General features: G+C 43.2%; 3 protein-coding genes. All 3 read right to left on the bottom strand.

Going from position 1 to position 2,155, the window contains the following annotated elements:
- Positions 1–61: 61 nt before the first annotated feature.
- A complete protein-coding gene (locus JF818_RS10765) occupies positions 62–781 on the bottom strand; it encodes a CPBP family intramembrane glutamic endopeptidase (RefSeq protein WP_198892016.1) in 720 nt (239 codons plus the stop codon).
- Between the two features lies 1 nt (position 782).
- Positions 783–1,355: a TetR/AcrR family transcriptional regulator gene (locus JF818_RS10760; RefSeq protein ID WP_198892015.1), complete on the bottom strand. Its 573-nt coding sequence runs from the start codon at positions 1,353–1,355 to the stop codon at positions 783–785.
- Between the two features lie 551 nt (positions 1,356–1,906).
- The coding region (locus JF818_RS10755) for a hypothetical protein (RefSeq protein WP_198892014.1) at positions 1,907–2,155 on the bottom strand (249 nt) is incomplete at its 5' end.

Genomic DNA, 2,155 nt, shown 5'->3' with positions numbered 1-2,155 from the left:
ACCTAGATCAATTAAGCAATGATTGTACAAACCTACTAAACGAATGCTCCACAGGTTCCAATCATCCAGCCACTACCACGCCCTTTGATGTTTTACGGCTGATAATGATACTGTAGAGAACAGAAACAACAAGGATGGGGACGAGCAGCATTGCTTGCAATTCTGCATCCTGGCTGGTCACCGTTCCACTGAAATTGAACAGGGCATGGAAAATTACACCAGGAATAATGCTTCGTGTTTTTGCCACGAGAAGAGCAAGCAGTATTCCGACAGCTATTGCTACTGCTATCTGGGAGAGTAGTTCCGTACTGCTGTAGCCCCTCAGTAAGTTTACAATATGGCCAAAACCAAAGGTAATACCACTTATGATGATTGCCCTTTTGGTAGTTGAGTTCTTCTCGATTGCCAGAAACAGCAATCCACGAAAGAGCACTTCCTCAATAAACCCTACAGCCATCATCAATAAGGCAGCAACCAGGATATCCGAAAGACCCAAGGTAGCTTCCAGGCCTACAAACCACTGAATGAGTGCAAGTATCAGGAGTGGTATAAAATACCATACACTTGCGTAGATATTTCGCTCTGGCAATCGTAGTAAGAGGTCCTGCAGATGATGGGTTTTCAGTAGCACTCCCGAAAAACCGACCAGTATCAATGCAGTGATGAGACTTCCCATGCCTGTTTGTCTCCCAATTTCATCCCCGATATTCACCAATACGATGTAGACAAATATCCAGAGAAGTGCGCGCCGTAATACCGTTTTGTCTTTACCTTCGTTCATTTCATGTTCCTTCTTTACTGTATTCATTTTTCAAACCTGTAAACGTATGCTGTAGAAGCTGGGTAATCTGTGCATCTTCCAGACTGCACTCATTGGTGGCCAACATTGAGGCAATGCCATGCACCATGAGCCAAATACCCAGGAATATCTGTTCTGATTGCTTCTCTGTAAGTTGTGTCATTTGGGCGATAATGCTTATGATCGGTTTATTTACATCATCCGAGGCCAGGTCAATGACTTGTTTTCCTCGAAATCCATCCGACATGAACAATAACCTGAACAGGTGCTTCTCTCTCCTGGCGAAATCAATATATGAGAGCCCCATTCCAAGAAAGGGTATTGCGTTTTTTTCCAAGCCTTGGAGCAACTGCTCCTCGAAAAGGGAATCAACCTTTTGATACACAGCCTCTCTGAGATGCTCCATGGAGGGGAAGTTATGAAATATCGGCTGTACGGAACATCCAAGTGCCTTGGCGAGTGAACGAGCATTCAAGGCCCCTTCCCCATCGTCCCGAATAATCTGGATTGCAGCGTCCACAATAGCTTGTTCTGATATTCTTACTTTTGGTGGCATAAGCACTCCTTTTTATAACTGTCGTTATATAACGTTTGTTATGTTTTATGCAAGCTCTTTTCTTTCACATTTTGAAAATGTTTAGAAAACTATTACAATCTCATAACAAGACTCTTCAATGCTCCAAGGGAACTTACTGAACAACGCACAGCTGGTCATTCTGATAAGAATTGGGTTCTCATACCTGAACACGGTATTACACTAATCACCAAATTACCCAATATTTTATTCATTTTACTGGTGCTGCCAGATACCAATTCTGGCTAGCATGCTCTAGAGTTATTTCTTAGATAGTACAAATCAGTATAAGGTAATTCCAATGAATACAACTCCTTTACAGCATCATAGCTTCTATAGGGTTTCCTTCTGGGCCTCCCTTGCCATGCTTGTCCTTATCCCTATGCAAATAATCGTTTTTGTGCTCTCTCCCCACCCTACTACCGTGCAGGGATGGTTGGAACTATTCAACAGGAGTTGGGTTTTGGGTGTTATTCATTTCGACGGGTTGTATATCATCAATAATATTAGGCTGTTTTTAACAAATAGTGACTTCATGCCGTTTGTCCTGCTTCCCATCTCAATTCAAGCGGGCTGAACAGCTTTTCTTGCTTGAGCCTTTCGATTGTCACAAAGCTGTTGCCCTTGATTCCTCTCAACCTTGATTTCACCAGCAGAAGAGCCTCGCTTGGATCCATCCTGCCAACCTGGAACCTGATATTTAAGAGAGCTGCATACCTGTTGATGTACTTGGAGGCAACCCCACCCATCTTGTTGTACCATCGCTCAATCAGGGAATGAAA

The sequence above is a fragment of the Sphaerochaeta sp. S2 genome, assembly GCF_016406725.1.
Classification (GTDB): Bacteria; Spirochaetota; Spirochaetia; order Sphaerochaetales; family Sphaerochaetaceae; genus Sphaerochaeta.
This window is presented reverse-complemented; position numbering and strand designations above follow the sequence as displayed.

Excerpts from the sequence above, each read along its gene's own strand:
- JF818_RS10760 (WP_198892015.1), bottom strand. The coding sequence starts at position 1,355 with ATGCCACCAAAAGTAAGAATATCAGAACAAGCTATTGTGGACGCTGCA.
- JF818_RS10765 (WP_198892016.1), bottom strand. The coding sequence starts at position 781 with ATGAACGAAGGTAAAGACAAAACGGTATTACGGCGCGCACTTCTCTGG.